Origin of the sequence: Stenotrophomonas pavanii (assembly GCF_900101175.1) — a bacterium.
Taxonomy (GTDB): domain Bacteria; phylum Pseudomonadota; class Gammaproteobacteria; order Xanthomonadales; family Xanthomonadaceae; genus Stenotrophomonas; species Stenotrophomonas pavanii.
Genome location: NZ_FNFQ01000015.1, coordinates 40,732 through 58,961, shown reverse-complemented (window position 1 = coordinate 58,961; position 18,230 = coordinate 40,732). Strand labels below are relative to the sequence as shown.

The following is an 18,230-nucleotide window of genomic DNA, read 5'->3' as shown; positions in this document are numbered from 1 at the left end:
GATGATGCTGAGCATCCTCGGCTTTGGCATGGTCATTACGTTCATGTACTTGATCATGAGCAAGCGCCTGTCGCCGCTCGTCGCCCTGATCACCATTCCCATCCTGTTCGCGCTGATCGGTGGCTTCGGTGCCGGCATCGACGAGATGATGCTGGAGGGCATCAAGAAGATCGCGCCGACCGGCGTGATGCTGATGTTCGCCATCCTCTACTTCGGGGTGATGATCGACGCTGGCCTGTTCGATCCCCTGGTGCGGGTGATCCTGCGCTTCGTCAAGGGCGACCCGATGAAGATCGTGCTTGGCACCGCGGTGCTGGCGATGCTGATCTCGCTCGATGGCGACGGTTCGACCACCTACATGATCACCGTCTCGGCGATGCTGCCGCTGTACCAGCGGTTGGGCATGAACGCACTGAACATGACCTGCGTGACCATCCTCGCCGGCGGCGTGATGAACCTGACCCCGTGGGGCGGCCCGACCGCACGCGCGGCCACCGCGCTGCACGTAGACCCGGCCGATGTGTTCGTGCCGCTGATCCCGTCGATGGTGATCGCCTGTGCCGGCGTACTGCTGCTGGCCTGGTACCTGGGCCTGAAGGAACGTCGTCGCCTCGGCGTGGTGACCCTGCCCAAGGGCGGCAGCTGGATGGACAACAGCGTGTCCGATGACAGCAATCCGCTGCCGACCGTGGAAGACGCCGAAGACATCAAGCGCCCGAAGCTGCTGTGGGTCAACCTGGCGCTGACCGTGGCGCTGATGACCGCGCTGATCATCGGCGTGCTGCCGATGCCGGTGCTGTTCATGGTCGGCTTTGCCATCGCACTGGTGATCAACTACCCGAACCTGGCCGAGCAGCGTCGCCGCGTGGTCAACCATGCCGGTAACGTGCTGTCGGTGGTGTCGCTGATCTTCGCCGCAGGCATCTTCACCGGCATCCTCAACAACACCGGCATGGTCGAAGCGATGTCGCACAGCTTCCTGGCGGTGATTCCGGAATCGTGGGGCCCGTACCTGGCGGTGATCACGGCTGTGGCGTCGATGCCGTTCACCTTCTTCATGTCCAACGACGCGTTCTACTTCGGCGTGCTGCCGATCCTGTCCGAGGCCGCCGGCAACTACGGCATCACCCCGGTGGAAATGGCGCGCGCCTCGCTGGCCGGCCAGCCGGTGCACCTGCTCAGCCCGCTGGTGCCGTCCACCTACCTGCTGGTGGGCCTGGCCAAGGTCGAATTCGCCGACCACCAGAAGTTCACCCTGAAGTGGGCCATCGCCATCTCGATGCTGCTGATGATCGGCAGCCTGCTGTTCGGCCTGTATCCCCTCGCCGCCTGACCCTTTGCCAAGGAGCCTTCTGCAATGACGCTTCGAATCGCTTACGTCACCAGTGGAATGGGCAGTGTCGGCACTGCCATCTGCCAGAGCCTGGCCCGCAGCGGCCACACCGTGGTTGCCGGCTGCGCGCCGAACTCGCCGCGCAAGGCCAACTGGCTGCGCGAGCAGCGCGAACAGGGCTTCGACTTCATCGCCTCCGAAGGCAACGCGACCGACTGGGCCTCGACCAGCGCGGCGTTCGCCAAGGTCCGCGCCGAAGTCGGTGAGGTCGATGTACTGGTCAACAACTCCGGCGGCAGCCGCGACCTGCTGTTCCGGCAGATGACGGTGGAGGACTGGAACGCGGTGATCGCCTCCAACCTCAATGCGCTGTTCAACCTGACCAAGCAGGTGGTCGACGGCATGGCCACGCGCGGCTGGGGCCGCATCATCAACATCGGCTCGGTCAGCGCCCACAAGGGCCAGATCGGCCAGGTGAACTACGCCACCGCCAAGGCCGCGATGCATGGCTTCAGCCGTGCGCTGGCCGCCGAAGTGGCTTCGCGCGGCGTCACCGTCAACACGCTGTCGCCGGGCTACATCGCCAGCCAGGCGATCAGCAGCTTCCCGCCGGATGTACTGGACCGGCTGGCAGCCTCGGTGCCGGTACGCCGCCTGGGTCGCCCCGAGGAAGTGGCCGGCCTGTGCGCGTGGCTGGCCTCGGATGAAGCCTCGTACGTGACCGGCGCCGACTATCCGGTCAACGGTGGCCTGTACATGGGTTGAGCCCTCCTCCACGCAGCGCGTGGACCGCCTCCCCCACGGAGTGCGCGGGGCCGGTGAACCTTCGCTTGCGAAGGGAATCCGGCCCCTTTTTCATCCGGCTGCCGGACCTGCGCGGGTGCCCTGCACCGTTCGTTGGTTTTCCGTAAAGAAGGTTTCATGTTCCGTTCGCATAGTGGCCCTGCACCGCGCACGCGTGCCGGTGATCACTCCCCATGCAACGGACCACCATGCAGACCCGACACCTGACGATCGCCGTAGCGATCGCGCTCTTCGCCGCTGCCAGCGCCCATGCCGCCACCACCGCCGATACCGGCGCCAGCACCGATGCCGCGCTGAGCGCGCAGACGCTGGATACCGTCTCTGTGATCGGCCAAGGCGAGACCCGCCAGGTGCAGCGCATCACTGCCGTGGACAAGCAGGTGCTGCCGCCGGGTACCAGTGGCCAGAAGATCCTCGACCGCCTGCCGGGTGTGTCGGTGCAGTCCAACGATGCCTTCGGTGCCAACGAGGAATCGCAGACCATCAGCCTGCGCGGCTTCGACAAGAGCCGCCTGGGCTACACGCTGGACGGCATCCCGCTGGGCGACAACAGCTACGGCAACTACAACGGGCTGAGCATTGCCCGCGCGATCATCGCCGAGAACCTGGCCGGCGCCGAACTGTCGCAGGGCATCGGTTCGCTGGGCGTGGCCTCGACCAGCAACCTCGGCGGCACCATCCAGTATTTCTCGATGGACCCGTCCACCGAGTTCGGTGGCCGCGCCAGCGTCACCGTCGGCGACAACAACCAGCGCCGTGGCTACCTGCGCGTGGACACCGGCGACCTCAACGGCTTCTCGGCCTACGTGTCCGGCGTGCACCAGGACCAGGACATGTGGGCCGCGCCGTACCAGAACCAGACCACCCGCCAGTTCAATGCCAAGGCAGTGTGGAATGTCGGCGACCACCGTTTCGGTGCGTTCGTGGCGACCTCGCGCGCCAGCCAGGCCAACTACGCCTACCTGTCCAAGGACATGCTGGCACGCGGACTGGGCTATGACTGGAACATCTACGCGCCGGACTGGGATCGCGCCGTCGCCGCCGCGTACTGCGCGCCGGGCACCTACAACAAGGCGCGCTGCAAGTTCAGCGGCGGCGTCAACAGCATCGACGATGCGTACTACCAGAGCCGTGCGCTGCGTGACGACAACCTGTACTCGATCGATGCCGACCTGCGCCTGGGCGAGCAGGGTCGCCTGAAGCTGCTGGCCTACCACCACGACAACCGTGGCCAGGGCCACTGGTGGGCGCCGGGCCAGCCGTCCTACCCGGGTACCGACAGGATGCTGCCGATCTCGATCCGCAGCACCAACTACACGATCAACCGCGATGGCCTGACCGCCGCGCTGTCGTGGACGGTGGGCATCCACGAGCTGGAAGCCGGCCTGTGGTACGAGCAGAACGACCATAACGTGTCGCGCAACTTCTACTACATCAGCGGCCCGTTCCTGGACGACCTGTACCTGAAGAACCCCGACCGCCTGCTGTTCAACCAGGACTTCGACATCCGCACGCGCCAGTTCTACGTGCAGGACCGCATGCGCTTTCTGGACCAGCGCCTGACCGTGGACGTGGGCATCAAGAGCCCCAACACCCGCATGCGCGCCACCGCGCAGCCCGGTGTCGAGACCCGCATCGCCTCGGGCACGCTGACCGCCAAGGAATCGGTGCTGCCGCAGGTGGGCGTGGGTTTCAAGCTCAACGCCAACAATGAGCTGTTCGCCTCCTACGCCGAGAACATCGCCGCCTTCGTTGGCGGTGGCAGCGGCGGCCCGCTGCAGGTGTCGCCCGAATCGTTCGCGGCCAGCGCCGGGCTGGAGCCGGAGAAGTCCAAGAGCCTGGAAGCCGGCTTCCGTACCTTCGGCGAGAAGTACCAGGCGTCGATCGCCGCATACAACGTCACGTTCGACAACCGCCTGCTGTCGCTGAACCCGTGCTCGAGCATCGAGGTCGGCACGCGCCCGGAGTGCGTGACGCGCTTCATCAACGTCGGTTCGGTGAAGAGCCATGGCGCGGAACTGACCTTCATCCTCAAGCCGATCGATGGCCTGCAGTGGTACAACGCGCTGTCCTGGAACAAGACCACCTACGAGGACGACTATCTGTCCGGCGGTGCGGTGGTGCCGGTGGCCGGCAAGATCACGGTGGACACGCCGCAGCGCATGGCCTCCAGCGAGATCAGCTGGAACCGTGATGGCTTCTTCGCCAGCCTGCGTGCCAAGTACACCGGCAAGCGCTACTACACCTACACCAACGACCAGTCGGTGCCGGGCGTGACCACCTTCGACGCCGGTGCCGGCTACGACTTCGGCCCGGGGCTGGGCCTGCGCAACGTGCGGGTGTCGTTGAACGCGACCAACCTGACCAACAAGCGCTACGCGGGCCAGCTGAGCTCGTTCGCACCGACCGACCCGAACGGCACGCGCTATGCGATCCACGCGAGCGCACCGCGGCAACTGTTCATGACGGTGGCGGCGGAGTTCTAAGTCGAAAGCGTTGCTCCGCGGCGTCTTGATTATCATCGCGGGGCAGAGCCGGATGGGCCGGCGCAGGACACGCCGTAAACCCATCCATGGGGGCTCGATGGCGCCATCCATGGCGCCAACGGTCCTGCGCCGGCCCATCCGACCCTGCTCGACGGCTTCCCGCGCCACGGTGCGGAAGGCAAAGAAGAGCAAAAGCAAAGAGCCGGGCATTGCCCGGCTCTTTGCTTTTCAAGCGCAATCCCTTCGGCGCGGTGATGTGCTGCCGCCCGCGCGGGAAACTGTCTGGCGGCGGTGGGGCACCCTGGCCAGGACCGTGAGGCGCATGGATGCGCCGATCGAGCCCCCATGGATGGGTTTACGGCGTGTCCTGGCCAGGGTGCCCCACCGCCGCCCAGCGATATCCATCGAGGCGCCAGCGCATCATCCCGCCAACGCATTTCATTCCGGCGCCAGCTGGTCCATCCGTATGCGGTTGGCAAACAGCGAGAACGCCAGCATCCCGGCCAGGCCGTTCGCCCGGCTCACCCAGTGCGGCAGCCAGCGCGGCGGCTTCAACACCCCCGCCTCGAACAACGGCGCGAACGCGATCGCATCGGCCAGGCTCATCTTGCCGGCGAACAACCAGCGGCAGACCTGCAGGCGATCCTCGGCCAGCATGTGGCGGAAGAAGGTATGCACCGACACCAGCCCGCGCAGGTACACCGTATCCTTGGTGAACGCCAGGCCGCCGCTGGGCGGCACCCCGCGGAACACGCGCTGTGCCGAGGCGAAACTCTCCTCCGGGTTCTGCCCGGCATCGCAGAAGTAGCGGAACACTTCGATGAAGTCGGCGCCTTCGCGTGCCATCGCGATCGCTTCGGTGCGCAGGCTGATCCGCTTCAGGCGCTCGATGTCGATGCTGCCGGTGATCTGCTCGGCGAACGTGGCCAGCCCTTCCTGGGTCGCCGTCACCCGTGGCGAGGACAACGCCAGGCTCGGCAGTACCGGCTGGCCGCGGCCATTCAATGCGGTCAGCGAGTGCACCAGCGCTTCATGGTGGAACAGCTGCGCGCGGTCGTAGGCGCTGAAGCGCGCACTGGTGCGCAGGCGGATGCGGGTCGGGCCGGCGGCGGCCTTGGAAACGAGTTCCGGATCCAGCTGCACCTGGATGATGCGCGATTCGAAGAACGCATCCAGATCGTTCTGCAGCTGCAGTTGCAGGGCAATGGCCGAGACCGGCACCTGCTCTTCGGGCGCCAGCAGCTCGTGGTCCAGTTCGGCGGCGATCTGGATGAAGTGGCGCGCCGCGTCGCGCGTACTCGGGCCATTGCCCGGCAGCGGCTGCTCGGGGGCACCGAACAGCTGCACCGAGCAGGTATCGACGGCGGCAGTGCCCAGCCCTTCCAGCAGCTGCGCGGCCAGGTCCCAGCTCTGCGCCGACTGCTGCACATAGTGGCCCAGCGGGTGGCTGTCATCGCAGTCGGCAGCGATCGCGGCCAGCGCACGGCGCTCTTCGCTGAAGTCGAGCCGGGGGTAATCCACTTTCGGCAGCACCGGCTGGCCGCGCGCCACGCTGTCCAGGAACGGTGCCTGCACCGTGGCCGGCCAGCTGGTCAGCCCCAGCAGGCGGATGCCGCCCACGGCCTCGACCAGGCGCGCATCGAGCGCTGCATGGTGGGCCACCTCACGGTCCAGCGTCGCGGTCGGTTCCATGCGCGGACTATAACGCCCTGCCCGCGCGTTGGTAGGTGCCAACCGTGGTTGGCACCCACCCGAAGCAGGCAGACGCAGATTCATTGCAGGGATCAGAGCCCGTTGCAGTGCAATGGGATCCGACCCCGCGACACCGATCAACGCCGGCGCGGTTTGCCTGCCGGGCGGAACTGCTGGCCCTTGCCCTTCCTGCCGCCGCGCTCCTGCGCGGTTTCGGCCTGGCGTACCGCCAGCTTGGCGGCAGCGGCCGCCACTTCTTCCTTCAGCTTGAAGTAATTCAGCAGCCGGCTCTCTTCGATCTCGCCGGCCTCGATCGCCGCCCGTACCGCACAGCCCGGTTCCTGGTGATGCGAGCAGTCGCGGAACCGGCACTGTTCGGCCAGCGCTTCAATATCGGCGAAGCCCCCTTCGGACAGCGTCTCTTCGCCGGTCGGCTTCAGCTCGCGCATGCCCGGCGTATCGATCAGGCACGCGCCGGTCGGCAGCGGCATCAGCGCACGGTGCGTGGTGGTGTGGCGACCGCGCGAATCATTGGCACGCACCGCATTGGTCTTCATGCGCTGCTCGCCGAGCAGGGTGTTGGTCAACGTGGATTTGCCGGCACCGGAGGAACCGACCAGCACCACGGTGCGGCCCGGGCCCAGCCATGGCTGCAGCACCGCCACGCTGTCGGCATCCAGCCCATTGATCGCATGCAGCGCGATGCCCTGCATTTCCAGCTCTTCCAGCACCGCCAGCGCATCCTCGCTGTACTCGGTCTGGTCAGCCTTGGTCAGCACCACCACCGGTTCGGCACCGCCACCGCCGACCAGCAGCAGGTAGCGCTCGATGCGGCGCGGATTGAAGTCGGCATCCAGGCCGCAGACGATGAACACCGTATCGATGTTGGCCGCGATCACCTGCTGGTGGTAGTGCTCGCCGGCGGCGCCACGCTTGATCGCGGTACGGCGCGGCAGCAGCGCAACGATGCGTATGCCGTCGAGCAGCACCCAGTCGCCCACTGCAGGCCGCTCGTGGCTGGGGAAGCGCGGGCGCTGCCATTCCGGCAGCGATTCGGCCTTGATCGACGCATCCGGGCCATCGGCCACCACGTAGTGGGTGCGGTGCTGTTCGATCACCCGGGCCGGGCGGGCCTGCGGGTGCGTGGCCATCACGGCCTGCCAGTCGGCCTGCTGCGCCGGGCCCGGCCAGGGCCAACCGATGGTCTGCAGGGCGATGAAATCGGGGGTCTGGGTCATCGCCGCCATTCTACCTGTGCCAGCCCCCTGCCAGCCCAGCAATGACAAGCCCGGCGCCCTTGCCATGCGCTGCAGCAATTCCGGTAGGATGGAAACCCCACGCCACTGACGGCCCAGCCCCATGTCCACCCCCTCGCCCAAGCCCCTGGCCATCCGCGAGCGCCTTTCCGAAGTGCGCTACGAAATCCGCGGAGAACTGGCGCGGCGAGCCCGGGAGCTGGAAGCGCAGGGCCGCAAGCTGATCAAGCTCAACATCGGCAACCCGGGCAACTTCGGTTTCCGTGCACCCGAACACCTGCAGCGCGCGATCGCCGATGACATGGGCCGCACCGACCCGTACACCCACCAGCAGGGCCTGCCGGTGGCACGCGAAGCCATCGCCGCGTACTACGCCCGCCGTGGCGCGCCGGATGCGCATCCTGACCGTGTGTTCGTCGGCAACGGCGTCAGTGAACTGATCGACCTGTCGCTGCGCGCCCTGCTCAACCCGGGCGACGAAGTGCTGGTGCCTTCACCCGACTACCCGCTGTGGTCGGCCTCGACCATCCTCAACGATGGCCGTCCGGTGTACTACCGCTGCGCCGCCGAGAACGGCTTCCAGCCGGACCCGAGCGAGATCGAGACGCTGGTGTCCTCGCGCACCCGCGCCATCGTGCTGATCAACCCGAACAACCCCAGCGGCGCCAGCTACCCGCGCGAACTGCTGGAGCGCGTGGTCGAGATCGCGCGCCGCCACAACCTGCTGCTGCTGGTCGATGAGATCTACGACCAGATCCTGTACGACGATGCGGTGTTCCAGCCGGTCGCGCCGCTGGCCGGCGACCATCCGTGCCTGACCTTCAGTGGCCTGAGCAAGGTGCACCGCGCCTGTGGCTGGCGCGTGGGCTGGGCCCACCTCAGTGGCGATGATGCGCGCCTGGGCGATTTCCGCGCTGCACTGGACCTGCTGGGCGCACTGCGCCTGTGCGCCAACGTGCCGGGCCAGTACGCCATCGAGGCCGCAGTGAACGGCCCGGACACCATCTCCGAACTGTGCACCCCGGGCGGGCGGCTGTATGAAACCCGCCGCGCCGTGATCGAGGCCTGCGCAGCCAGCGAACACCTGTCGCTGGTCGCGCCGGCCGGTGCGCTGTACGCATTCCCGGCCGTGGTCGGTGCCGCCGCCAAGGGCTTCGACGACCACAATTTCGCACTGGACCTGATGAACAACGAAGGCGTGCTGGTGGTGCCGGGTTCCAGCTTCAATGTGCCGTACCGCCATCATTTCCGCGTGACCCTGCTGCCGGAAGCGTCGGTGATGCGCGATGTGTTTGCCCGCATCGACCGCGTGCTGGCCCGCCGTGCCGAGGACGCGACCAAGGTCGTGCCGCTGAAGCCGCGCCGCTCGGTGGCCTGAGCCGTGGCGCTGTCCTACCTGGCGCTGGGCGACTCGTACACCATCGGTGAAGCGGTTGCGGTCGAAGGCCGCTGGCCGCACCAGCTGGCCGCCGCACTGCGTGCGCAGGATGTGGCGCTGGCGGACCCGCAGACCATCGCCACCACCGGCTGGACCACCGACGAGCTGGACGCCGGCATCGATGCGGCCGCGCCGCAGGGCCCGTTCGATGTCGTCAGCCTGCTGATCGGCGTCAACAACCAGTACCGCGGCCGCCCGCTGGACGAGTACCGCGTGCAGTTCCAGGCCCTGCTGCAGCGGGCGATCGGCTTGGCCGGTGGTCGTCCCGGGCGCGTGCTGGTGCTGTCCTTCCCCGATTGGGGCGCAACCCCGTTCGGTATCGGCAGCGGCCGTGACCTGGCCGCGATCGAGATCGAGACCGACGAATTCAACGCGGCCGCCGAAGTGATCTGCACCCAGCAGGGCGTGGCCTTCGTCGACATCACCGACATCAGCCGTGACCAGGGAGGCAATCCGGCGATGATCGCCGACGATGGCCTGCACCCGTCGGCCCGGATGTACGCACTGTGGAGCGCTCGCGCACTGCCGGTCGCCGCGCACCTGCTTGGCGGAACGGACTGAGGCGATGGACGGCACGCCACGGAACGGCTCGCCCCTGCCCTGCACTCCCCTGGCCGCACCGCAGGCCCGTGCGATCGCCGAGGCATTCCGCCCCGCGCACGCCTGGGCCAGCCGCCGCGACTACTACTACACCCGCAGCAAGCTGGGCAGCGACCCGCTGTATGACGGCGTGCTGCAGCACCTGCCTGGCGACGGGCAACCGGTGCTGGACCTGGGCTGCGGGCTGGGCCTGTTCGCCCACGTGCTGCGCCAGCGCGGTGGCTTCCAGCCCTACCTGGGCGTGGACGTGGACGCCGGCAAGATTGCGCGTGCGCAGCGTGCCGCCGCCGGCCTGCCCGCTGTGCGTTTCGACTGCCTGGACGTGCAGGCACCGCTGCCTGCGCAGGCCGGGCACGTGCTGCTGCTGGATGTGCTGCAGTACCTGGATGCGGGCCCACAGCAGGCGCTGCTGCGCGCGGCCAGTGCCCGGGTCGCCCGCGGTGGTCGCCTGCTGCTGCGCACGCCGCTGGCCACCGGCGATGGCCGCGACCGCACCACGCGGGTGGCGGACCGGCTGGCTTGGCTGGTCGGCTGGATGGGCACGCGACCGCGCCATTACCCCGACCCGCAGGTGCTGCAGGCGACACTGGCCGAGGCCGGATTGACGGTGACGGCACCGCGCGCCCTGCACGGGCGCACGCCGTTCAACAGCTGGTTGCTGGTGGCCGAACGCCCCGCGTCGTAGCGCCGAGCACAGCATGTGGCGGCGCTGCACTACAGGATGATCGCCAACCCTTGCAGCGCCGAGCCCATGCTCGGCTGCTCTATATCACCAGGCTGGCGTTACGGGACCGGCAGCCGCGCCTTCAGCCCACGCTCGTCCAGCACCTGCAGCACGCGCGCGATGATCGCCAGGTTGTGGCCGTGGGCGGCGCCCTCATGCAGCAGTACGATGGCGCCCGGGCGCAGGTCCGGCAACAGCCGTGACAGCACGCCCTCCGGCGTGCAGCCGACACCGTCGTAGCCACGGGCGCTCCAGCCCACGCGCACCAGTCCCAGCGTCTTCAGCACCGGCGCCACGAATGGATTGGTCATGCCGACCACCGAGCGGTACCAGCGCACCGGACGACCGCCCACCGCCTGCAGCGCATGCTGGCAGCCCTCGATCTCGGCACGCATCGCTGCCGGGCCCAGCCGCCAGAAGCGCGCCTGTGGATGACTGTGGCTGTGGTTGCCCAGGTCGTGGCCGCGGCGCAGGATCTCCTGCACCAGTTCCGGCTGCGCCAGCGCGCGCTCGCCCACCAGGAAGAAGGTGGCGCGGGCCTGGTGCTGGTCCAGCAGGTCGAGCACGGCGCGGGTTTCCGGGCCGGGACCGTCATCGATGGTCAACCAGACGCTGTTGCCGGCGTCCGGCAACCGGCTCAGCACCGGCGCGTAGAAGCGGCTGTTGGGCAGGAATACCGGCACCAGGAACAGTGCGTGGCTGGCCACCATCACGGGCAGCCCCCAGCGCCAGCCGGCCAGGGCCCAGACCAGGATCACCGCCAGCTGCGACGCTACCAGCCAGGGCAGCCAGCGCCAGGGCCGGGTCGGGATGCGATGCAATGTTCCTGCGTTGCTCATCCCCCATGATGCCATGAGGGGTAGAATTGATGATTCGAATTCCCGGAACCCCGACGTCCATGTCCCTCGATCCCGCCCTGCGTTCGCGCATCGAATCCATCCTCAACGCCAACCGCGTCGTGCTGTTCATGAAGGGCCAGCCGTCGATGCCGCAGTGTGGTTTCTCGGCCAAGGCCGTGGGCGCCCTGCAGGACCTCGGCGTCGAGTTCGCCCACGTCAACGTGCTGGCCGACCAGGAAATCCGCGAAGGCATCAAGGCCTATGGCGACTGGCCGACCATCCCGCAGCTGTACATCGACGGCGAACTGGTCGGTGGCAGCGACATCGTGCTGCAGATGGCCGCCAGCGGCGAGCTGAGCAGCGTGCTCGGCCTGGCCGCGCCGGATCGCACCCCGCCGAGCATCACCGTCACCCCGGCCGCCGTGGAAATGCTCAAGGGCGCGCTCGCCGATGCCCCGGGCGCTGCGCTGCAGCTGACCATCGACGCGCGCTTCCAGCCGAACTTCCAGCTGGCCCCGCACGACGAAGGCGCCATTGCCGCCGAGTCCAACGGCCTGCGCGTGCAGTTCGACCTGGCCAGCGCCCGTCGCGCCAACGGCATCACCATCGACTGGGTGGACGACATCCGCGGCAAGGGCCTGGCCATCGACAACCCGAATGCGCCCAAGCCGGTGCAGGAAATCAGCGTGCGCGATGCCGACGACCTGGTGCGCGCCGGCACCATCATCCTGGTGGACGTGCGCCCGGCCGATGAGCGCGAGATCGCTGCCGTGGGCGTGCCGTTCAAGACCTTCGACGGCAACGGCCGCGCCGCGCTGGAGGCCCTGCCCAAGGACACCGCGCTGGCCTTCCTGTGCCACCACGGTGGCCGTAGCGCGCAGGCCGCCGAGCAGTTCCGCGCCCTGGGCTTCACCAAGGTGTTCAACGTCACCGGCGGCATCAACGCCTGGTCGGAAGACGTCGACAACGGCGTGCCGAAGTACTGATTGAAGGCCCGGGGTCAGAGCCCTTTCCTGCGGAAAGGCGATCTGACCCCTAAAAAGGGGACGGAGGGGATTAAGTCGTTTGTGGCATAAACGACTTAATCCCCTCCGTCCCCTTTTTTCAGCCGGCGAATCCGCCCTCGGCCAGGTAGTCCAGTTCCTCCGGCGAGGGGATGCGCCCCAGCACGGCGTTGCGGTGCGGGAAGCGACCGAAGCGGCGGATGATGTCGCGGTGCAGTTCGGCGTACTGCAGGTATTCCTTGTCGCCCAGCACGTCGAACATCGCCACCGAGCGGTCCTGGTCCAGCGGGTCCTCGGAATGCTCGAACGGCAGGTAGATGAAGGCGCGCAGCTTCGGCACCAGCTGCAGGTCCAGGCCTTCCTCGATGGCGCGCATGGCGTAGTGCCGGGCCAGGCCATCGGTGGCGTAGGAGTGGGCGGTACCGCGGAAGCAGTTGCGCGGGAACTGGTCCAGCAGCAGCATCAGCGCCAGCGCGCCCTCGGCACTGCCCAGCCAATGCTCGCGCGCGCGCGATGCCGCAGCGTAATGCTCATCCAGGAACAACTGGCGGAACTGCGCGTCGAACGCGTCGTCGCGGGCGAACCACTTCGCAGGGCCCGCCTCTTTCCAGAATTCCACCACGTGCGCGGCAACGTCCATTACCTACTCCCCAGGGCCCGCGCGCCGCGCCAGGCCATCATCATCATTCGTCGAAGCGCAGGTGGCGGACCGACTTGCCGTTGCGCCGGATAAGCTTAAGCGCCTCGATACCGATCTGGATATGGTTTTCCACGAACTGGGAGCTGACCTTGGCATCGGAGGCCTCGGTCTTGACCCCGTCGGGGATCATCGGCTGGTCCGACACCAGCAGCAGTGCGCCGCTGGGAATGTGGTTGGCGAAGCCAGCGGCGAACACGGTGGCGGTTTCCATGTCGATGGCCATGCAGCGCATCGCCCGCAGCCGCTCCTTGAAGGCCTCGTCGTGCTCCCAGACCCGGCGGTTGGTGGTGTAGACGGTACCGGTCCAGTAGTCGTGGCCAAGGTCGCGGATCATGGTCGAGACCGCACGCTGCAGCGCGAAGGCGGGCAGCGCCGGCACTTCCGGCGGCAGGTAGTCACCCGAAGTACCCTCGCCGCGGATCGCCGCGATCGGCAGCACCAGGTCACCCAGCTGGTTCTTGCGCTTCAGGCCACCGCACTTGCCCAGGAACAGCACCGCCTTGGGCATCACCGCCGACAGCAGGTCCATGATGATCGCGGCATTGGGGCTGCCCATGCCGAAGTTGATCATGGTGATGCCATCGATGGTGGCGCTGGCCATCGGCCGGTCCAGCCCGATGACCGGGGCCCCGGTCAGCGCGGAGAAGGTGTGCAGGTAGCCGCCGAAATTGGTCAGCAGGATGTGCTGGCCGAACTGGTCCAGCGGCACGCCGGTGTAACGCGGCAGCCAGTTGTCGACGATTTCCTGCTTGCTCTTCATGGGCAGTCCGGTACGGCGGGGGACCGCATAGTTTCAGCCACCCGGCCGGTGCCGTCGAGCGACCGTCGGCAGGCCTGTGAAGAAGGTCACTTGGCAAGCCCGCCATCGCCCGGCTAGCGTCGGCGGCTGGATCACGCTGCGAGGGGAACTGCATGGCATCACCGTTGTTGCGCACCAGCCTGGGGCTGGCGCTGCTCTCACTGGCAACCGCACCCGCGACAGGTGCCTCGCGCTTCGTCGCCGATCCCTACCCCAGCACCTACCAGGCGCATCCCGATGCGCCGGTGCTGATCCAGAACGCCACCGTGCTGACCGGCACCGGCCAGCGCCTGGACAACGCCGACGTGCTGCTGCGCGAGGGCCGGATCGCCGCCGTGGGCCGCCAGCTGCAGGCCGACGCCGGCGTCACCCGCATCGATGCGCAGGGCAAGTGGGTCACCCCCGGCCTGATCGACGTGCACTCGCACCTGGGCGTGTACCCCAGCCCGGGCGTCGGCGCGCACAGCGACGGCAACGAGATGACCGCGCCGGTCACCGCCAACGTCTGGGCCGAGCACTCGGTCTGGCCGCAGGACCCGGGTTTTGCCACCGCGCTGGCCGGCGGCGTGACCAGCATGCAGGTGCTGCCGGGCTCGGCCAACCTGGTCGGTGGCCGCGGCGTGACCCTGAAGAACGTCCCCGCCATCACCTACCAGGCGATGAAGTTTCCCGGCGCACCGTGGGGACTGAAGATGGCCTGTGGCGAGAACCCCAAGCGGGTCTACGGCGAAGGCAAGGGCGTGACCCCGGCCACGCGGATGGGCAACGTCGCCGGCTATCGTGCCGCCTTCATCGATGCCGCCGACTACATCGCCAAGAACAAACCGAAGCCGGCCAAGCGCAAGGGCTGGTTCGGCAGCGACAAGGGCGACAGCGCCGGTGATGCCGGCGGCAAGCGCGATCTCAAGCTGGACACGCTGGCCGGCGCGATCGAAGGCGACATCCGCGTGCACATCCACTGCTACCGCGCCGACGAGATGGCCACCATGCTCGACCTGGCCAAGGAATTCGGCTTCAAGGTGTCGGCCTTCCACCACGGCGTGGAGGCCTACAAGCTGGCCGACCGGCTGGCCGCCGACGGCGTCTGCGGTGCGCTGTGGGCCGACTGGTGGGGCTTCAAGATGGAAGCCTTCGATGGCATCCCGGAGAACATCGCACTGGTCGACCGGCCGAAGAACAGCTGCGCCATCGTCCATTCCGATTCACCCGAAGGCATCCAGCGGCTGAACCAGGAAGCGGCCAAGGTGATCGCGGCCGCGCGCCGTGCGCACATGCCGGAGATCGCCCCCGAACACGCCATCACCTGGATGACCGCCAACGCCGCCAAGGCGCTGGGCATCGAAGGCCAGACCGGCACCCTGGAGGCCGGCAAGATGGCCGACGTGGTGGTGTGGAACGGCAACCCCTTCAGCTCCTACGCGCTGGCCGAGCAGGTCTTCATCGACGGCCGCCGGCTGTACGACCGCAGCGTACCTGCGGCCACGCCACGTTCCGATTTCCAGCTTGGCCAGGAGGTGCACTGATGGTGGCGCTCAAGCAGTTGGTGCGGTCTGCGGCGAAGGGCCGCCGGGCATGGCTCGGCGCGACGGTCATGGTGCTGGCCTGCCTCTCCGCATCCGCACAGGCGCAGGACCTGCTGGTGCGCAACGCGACCGTGCACACGGCCAGCGCGCGCGGCAGCCTGCAGGGCGCGGACGTACTGGTGCAGGGCGGCATCATCCGCGCGGTCGGCCGCGGCCTGTCCGCCCCGGCCGGCACAACCGTGGTCGACGCCGATGGGCGTCCGCTGACGCCGGCGCTGTTCGGGGGCATCACCGAGATCGGCATCGAAGAAGTCTCCGGCGAAGCGAGCACGGTCGACAGCACGCTGAAGATCGGCGAACAACCGTTGCGCCCCGAATTCGATGTCACCCTGGCCTACAACCCGGCCTCGGTGCTGATCCCGGTGGCGCGCCTGGATGGCATCGGCTTCACTGCGCTGGGGGCCGCCACCGGTGGCGGCTTCGTTGCTGGCCAGGGCGGTGTGATGCGGCTGGACGGCGGCGCCGACCCGCTCGGCCCGCGCGCGCTGTTCCTGCGCCTGGGGTCGGCTGCGGTGGAGTTGACCGGACACTCGCGCGCTGCGCAGTGGATGCTGCTGCAGCAGATGGTGGACGAGGCGCGCGGCCAGGTTGCCGCCGACTCGCCGCACGCGCTGCTGACGCCGGCCGGGCGCCGCACGCTGGGCCGTTACCTGGCCGGCCAGGGCCGCATCGTGGTGGAGGTGGACCGCGCCGCGGACATCCGCCAGCTGCTGCGTTGGGCGTCCCGCGAAAAGGTGAAGATCGCCATTGCCGGTGGCAGCGAAGCCTGGCAGCTGGCACCGGAGCTGGCAGCCGCGCAGGTGCCGGTATTCGTCGACGTGCTGTCCAACCTGCCGGCCAGCTTCGACCAGATCGGCGCCACGCTGGAAAACGCGGCACGCCTGCAACGGGCCGGCGTGGCCGTGTCGTTCGTGCAGCGTGGTGATGCTTCGCACAACGCACGCAAGATGCGCCAGCTGGCCGGAAATGCCGTGGCCAACGGCTTGCCCTGGGCCGACGGCCTGGCCGGGCTGACCCGGGTGCCGGCGCAGGCGTTCGGCGTGGCCGACCAGATCGGCAGCATCGAGCCGGGCAAGCGTGCCGACCTGGTGCTGTGGGAGGGCGACCCGCTGGACGTGGCGCACTATGCCGAACACGTCTGGCTGGGCGGCCGGGCGATGCCGATGCGCTCGCGCCAGACCGAACTGCGTGACCGCTACCTGCAGCGCAACGCGCAGCCCTGACCGCATTGAAGGACACCACCATGGCCACCCTGCGCTGGTATTTCGACTTCGTTTCGCCGTACTCCTACCTGCATTGGCAAAAGCTGAAGCAGCTGCCCCAGTTCCCGCGGATCCAGCCGGTGCCGATCGCCTTTGGCGCCGTGCTGCACCACCTGGGCAATCTCGGGCCGGCCGAGATTCCGGCCAAGCGCCGCTTCATGTACCGCCAGCTGCTGTGGACCGCGCAGGCCGAGGGCACGCCGCTGCACTTCCCGCCGGGCCATCCGTTCAACCCGCTGTCCGCCCTGCGGCTGTGCCTGGCTGCTGGCGCCGGCACGCAAGCGGTGGACGTACTGTTCGACTGGATCTGGCGCGAGGGGCACGCGGGCGACAGTGCCGAGGCCCTGCGCGAACCGGCTGCGCGGCTGGGGATCGAGGATGTCGCCAGTGCCATCGCCGCGCCGGCGGTCAAGGAGCAGCTGCGCCGCAACACCGAGGCCGCCATTGCCACCGGCGTGTTCGGCGTCCCCACCCTGGCCATCGATAGCGAGTTGTTCTGGGGCAACGATGCCCACCCGCTGATGGCGGCGGTGCTGGCCGACCCGGACCTGCTGCGGCAGCCCGAATGGCAGCGCCTGGCCGAGCTTCCGGTGGCGGTGCAGCGCAGTCGCTGAACAGGGCGTGGCGCATTTGCCGCGCGCGCCACGCCAGATTTTGAGATAGATTTCACGTTTCCGAACCTACAACCGCCCTGGAGGGGGAGCCGCGGATGCGCATCGGAATCGTCGTCGACTCGGCCTGCGACCTGCCGCAGGACTTCATTGCCGAGCACAACATCGTGCTGCTGCCGATCACCGTGCGGATCGGCGAAGCCGTGCTGGCCGATCATCGCGATGAGCAGGCCACCCTGAGCTTCCTGCACGCGCACGTGGCCGAGCACGGCGCCGAGGCGGAGACCATTCCCTTCAGCGTCAACCAGATCCGCGACCTGTTCCTGCAGCAACTGGTGATCGACTACGACCACGTGTTCTGCATGACCATCACCAAGACCCGCAGCCCGATCCACGACAACGCGCTGCAGGCCAGCTTCGCCATCCTCAACGACTACAAGCCGGTGCGGCAGGCGGCCGGCCACAACTCGCCGTTCGCGCTGCGCGTGCTCGACACCCAGAACCTGTTCGCCGCGCAGGCGGTGACTGCGGTGGAAGCGGTATGCCTGCGCGCCAGTGGCGCCAGCGTGCAGCAGATCCGCGAACGCCTGGAAGAACTGGCCGGCAACGTGCACGGCTACATGGTCACCCGCGACCTGTACTACATGCGCGCACGTGCGCGGCACAAGGGTGACCGCAGTGTCGGCCTGCTCAGCGCGGCGCTGGGCAGTGCGCTGGACATCAAGCCGGTGCTGCACGGTTACCGCGGCGAGACCGGGCCGGTGGCCAAGATCAAGGGTTTTGACAACGCCGTGCAGAAGCTGTTTGCGGTGGTCGGCCAGCGCGTGCGCGCCGGGCTGATGACGCCGACGGTGTGCATCAGCTACGGCGGTGAACTGGACGAACTGCGCGCCCTGCCCGGCTACGCCCAGATGAAGGACGTCTGCGCCGGCCACGGCGTAACCGTGTACGAAACGGTGATGAGCCTGACCGGCATGGTCAACGTCGGCAAGGGCGCGGTCACCGTGGGCTTTGCCGATGGACCGCATCGGTTTGAATGAAGGCCAACCCCCACGGAACTCTGCACATCGATTCCACCGCGGTTGTGCCAGCCTTGCCG

Annotated in this window: 16 protein-coding genes; 11 read left to right on the top strand and 5 right to left on the bottom strand. The window is 68.0% G+C overall.

Translation table 11 applies throughout. The features are described from left to right. The first annotated feature begins 4 nt into the window (after positions 1–4). The 3 genes from BLS66_RS19725 to BLS66_RS19715 all read left to right on the top strand — a co-directional run bounded on the left by BLS66_RS19725 (position 5) and on the right by BLS66_RS19715 (position 4,623). Positions 5–1,333, top strand: coding sequence for a CitMHS family transporter (locus BLS66_RS19725; RefSeq protein ID WP_005419191.1), 1,329 nt, complete (start codon positions 5–7; stop codon positions 1,331–1,333). Between the two features lie 24 nt (positions 1,334–1,357). Further along, positions 1,358–2,098 carry an acetoacetyl-CoA reductase gene (phbB, locus tag BLS66_RS19720; protein WP_005419193.1) on the top strand — a complete coding sequence of 247 codons (741 nt, stop codon included), beginning with the start codon at positions 1,358–1,360 and terminating at the stop codon, positions 2,096–2,098. Between the two features lie 227 nt (positions 2,099–2,325). Next, a complete protein-coding gene (locus BLS66_RS19715) occupies positions 2,326–4,623 on the top strand; it encodes a TonB-dependent receptor (protein ID WP_074726607.1) in 2,298 nt (765 codons plus the stop codon). A gap of 438 nt (positions 4,624–5,061) precedes the next feature. Here the strand turns inward: BLS66_RS19715 and BLS66_RS19710 are convergent, their stop codons facing one another. After that, complete coding sequence (locus BLS66_RS19710) at positions 5,062–6,315, bottom strand: flavohemoglobin expression-modulating QEGLA motif protein (protein ID WP_049469072.1); 1,254 nt, start codon at positions 6,313–6,315, stop codon at positions 5,062–5,064. A gap of 137 nt (positions 6,316–6,452) precedes the next feature. Continuing rightward, complete coding sequence (gene rsgA / locus BLS66_RS19705) at positions 6,453–7,562, bottom strand: ribosome small subunit-dependent GTPase A (RefSeq protein WP_049469074.1); 1,110 nt, start codon at positions 7,560–7,562, stop codon at positions 6,453–6,455. Between the two features lie 112 nt (positions 7,563–7,674). On the opposite strand from rsgA, the gene BLS66_RS19700 reads away from it, so the two are divergent. Genes BLS66_RS19700 through BLS66_RS19690 form a run of 3 tightly spaced genes read left to right on the top strand, consistent with a single transcriptional unit; the run spans position 7,675 to position 10,294 of the window. Continuing rightward, on the top strand, positions 7,675–8,949 hold the full coding sequence (locus BLS66_RS19700) for a pyridoxal phosphate-dependent aminotransferase (RefSeq protein WP_049469076.1): 1,275 nt from the start codon (positions 7,675–7,677) through the stop codon (positions 8,947–8,949). Positions 8,950–8,952: 3 nt separating this feature from the next. Further along, positions 8,953–9,570 (top strand): SGNH/GDSL hydrolase family protein, encoded by a 618-nt coding sequence (locus tag BLS66_RS19695; protein WP_074726606.1) that lies wholly within the window; start codon positions 8,953–8,955, stop codon positions 9,568–9,570. Between the two features lie 4 nt (positions 9,571–9,574). Next, positions 9,575–10,294: a class I SAM-dependent methyltransferase gene (locus BLS66_RS19690; RefSeq protein ID WP_074726605.1), complete on the top strand. Its 720-nt coding sequence runs from the start codon at positions 9,575–9,577 to the stop codon at positions 10,292–10,294. Positions 10,295–10,392: 98 nt separating this feature from the next. On the opposite strand, the gene BLS66_RS19685 is transcribed toward BLS66_RS19690, so the two are convergent. After that, positions 10,393–11,172: a polysaccharide deacetylase family protein gene (locus BLS66_RS19685; protein ID WP_074726604.1), complete on the bottom strand. Its 780-nt coding sequence runs from the start codon at positions 11,170–11,172 to the stop codon at positions 10,393–10,395. A 59-nt stretch (positions 11,173–11,231) separates the two neighbouring features. On the opposite strand from BLS66_RS19685, the gene grxD reads away from it, so the two are divergent. Then, positions 11,232–12,158: a Grx4 family monothiol glutaredoxin gene (gene grxD / locus BLS66_RS19680; RefSeq protein WP_074726603.1), complete on the top strand. Its 927-nt coding sequence runs from the start codon at positions 11,232–11,234 to the stop codon at positions 12,156–12,158. A 118-nt stretch (positions 12,159–12,276) separates the two neighbouring features. On the opposite strand, the gene BLS66_RS19675 is transcribed toward grxD, so the two are convergent. Continuing rightward, positions 12,277–12,816, bottom strand: coding sequence for a DUF924 family protein (locus BLS66_RS19675; protein ID WP_049469087.1), 540 nt, complete (start codon positions 12,814–12,816; stop codon positions 12,277–12,279). A 43-nt stretch (positions 12,817–12,859) separates the two neighbouring features. Beyond that, the gene (locus BLS66_RS19670; protein ID WP_005419211.1) at positions 12,860–13,636 is read right to left on the bottom strand and encodes an AMP nucleosidase; all 777 of its coding nucleotides are present in this window, start codon (positions 13,634–13,636) and stop codon (positions 12,860–12,862) included. Between the two features lie 152 nt (positions 13,637–13,788). Here BLS66_RS19670 and BLS66_RS19665 point away from each other — a divergent pair, with 152 nt between their 5' ends. The 4 genes from BLS66_RS19665 to BLS66_RS19650 all read left to right on the top strand — a co-directional run bounded on the left by BLS66_RS19665 (position 13,789) and on the right by BLS66_RS19650 (position 18,171). Further along, positions 13,789–15,198, top strand: a complete 1,410-nt coding sequence (locus BLS66_RS19665; protein ID WP_074726602.1) for an amidohydrolase — start codon at positions 13,789–13,791, stop codon at positions 15,196–15,198. Then, positions 15,198–16,481, top strand: coding sequence for an amidohydrolase family protein (locus BLS66_RS19660; RefSeq protein WP_074726601.1), 1,284 nt, complete (start codon positions 15,198–15,200; stop codon positions 16,479–16,481). Before BLS66_RS19665 ends, BLS66_RS19660 begins: the two co-directional genes overlap by 1 nt. Positions 16,482–16,501: 20 nt before the next feature. Next, the gene (locus BLS66_RS19655; protein ID WP_074726600.1) at positions 16,502–17,134 is read left to right on the top strand and encodes a 2-hydroxychromene-2-carboxylate isomerase; all 633 of its coding nucleotides are present in this window, start codon (positions 16,502–16,504) and stop codon (positions 17,132–17,134) included. Positions 17,135–17,229: 95 nt separating this feature from the next. Further along, positions 17,230–18,171 (top strand): DegV family protein, encoded by a 942-nt coding sequence (locus tag BLS66_RS19650; protein WP_074726599.1) that lies wholly within the window; start codon positions 17,230–17,232, stop codon positions 18,169–18,171. Positions 18,172–18,230 lie beyond the last annotated feature (59 nt).